Below are 1,014 nucleotides of genomic sequence, written 5' to 3' on the forward strand. Positions count from 1 at the left end.
GAGACCCAACGATGAAGAACAGAGCAGGCGAACAATCCAGTGGCGCGGACGCTCGTGCCTCGTGCCGCGCGCCGGGACCGTCAGGGCGCGCTCCCCTCGGCAGGAGGCCATGAGTCCCGAGGAGTTTATCGCAGATACCGCGGACCGACTCGGCGTGCCGAGGCGCATCAGAGAGTTCGGTGTTTCTCGCATTCTTGAGTGCTGGATCAACGATCGTCGCGCTACTGCAGCAACCAACGGCTCGTTCTTCGAAGTCTGCGTTGCCCTGAATTGGAGGTCCTTCCCTGAACACGGCGAGGTTTCCTGGGCGCCCGAAGGCTACTACCAGCGAGGCGCCTTGTCATCTGAGGGCGTTGAGTTTGCAGCTACAGGAGATCCGGACTTCGACTCGGTCTACCTGATCTGGGACGCGGTCTTGCCCTTCATCGGCAGTTCAGTGCGCCAGCTACTTCTGGATGCAGTCGGCCTCCGGCCCCAGATCCGGTCCGGCCCACTACGACTCACTGAGTCCGATGCAAACCGGGATCGCTGGGTCCATGTAGTCGCGCGGCCTCCACTTGAGCGCCAGTACGTGGTTGGCGGCACTCCCATCGGAACCTCCCTTTTCACCCCCGAGCGATGCGCTTCTTCTCTCCTGCGACTCTTGGAACTTGCGGAGAATCTCGAAGCGGAGCCGCCCCTGCCGTAAGCTCGCACTCCCGTAGTCCATAGAGTGGGCGGTGGTTCAAGAATGAACAGCAGCAGAGCCAACTTCGCCTCGGTTAACCAGATTCTCAACTGGTGAGAGCGTGCCGACCAGGAGATCATTGTATGCTCTAGCCCATTCTTCGCCTTTGCCAATTCCAGAGGGGGAATGATCGTCGCCGAATCGGGTAGCCGGGGGCTTCTAACCCCCGGCCCCCACACCACCCAGCGGGCGGGTCCGCACTAGGCGGTTCACAATGATGGAGCACGCGAGAGTCTCAAGCATAACCATGAGCTTTCATCCACTGATCGCGGACGCTGATCCGAGGA

1 protein-coding gene is annotated in these 1,014 nt (G+C 60.9%); it reads left to right on the forward strand.

All coding sequences use genetic code 11. The features are described from left to right. Window positions 1-109: 109 nt before the first annotated feature. Window positions 110-688: a hypothetical protein gene (locus GY725_26675; protein ID MCP4007783.1), complete on the forward strand. Its 579-nt coding sequence runs from the start codon at window positions 110-112 to the stop codon at window positions 686-688. The last annotated feature ends 326 nt before the right edge of the window (window positions 689-1,014 follow it).

Source organism: bacterium (assembly GCA_024226335.1).
Taxonomy (GTDB): domain Bacteria; phylum Myxococcota_A; class UBA9160; order SZUA-336; family SZUA-336; genus JAAELY01.

Coding starts and splice junctions, on each gene's coding strand:
- GY725_26675 (MCP4007783.1), top strand. CDS start 110: ATGAGTCCCGAGGAGTTTATCGCAGATACCGCGGACCGACTCGGCGTG.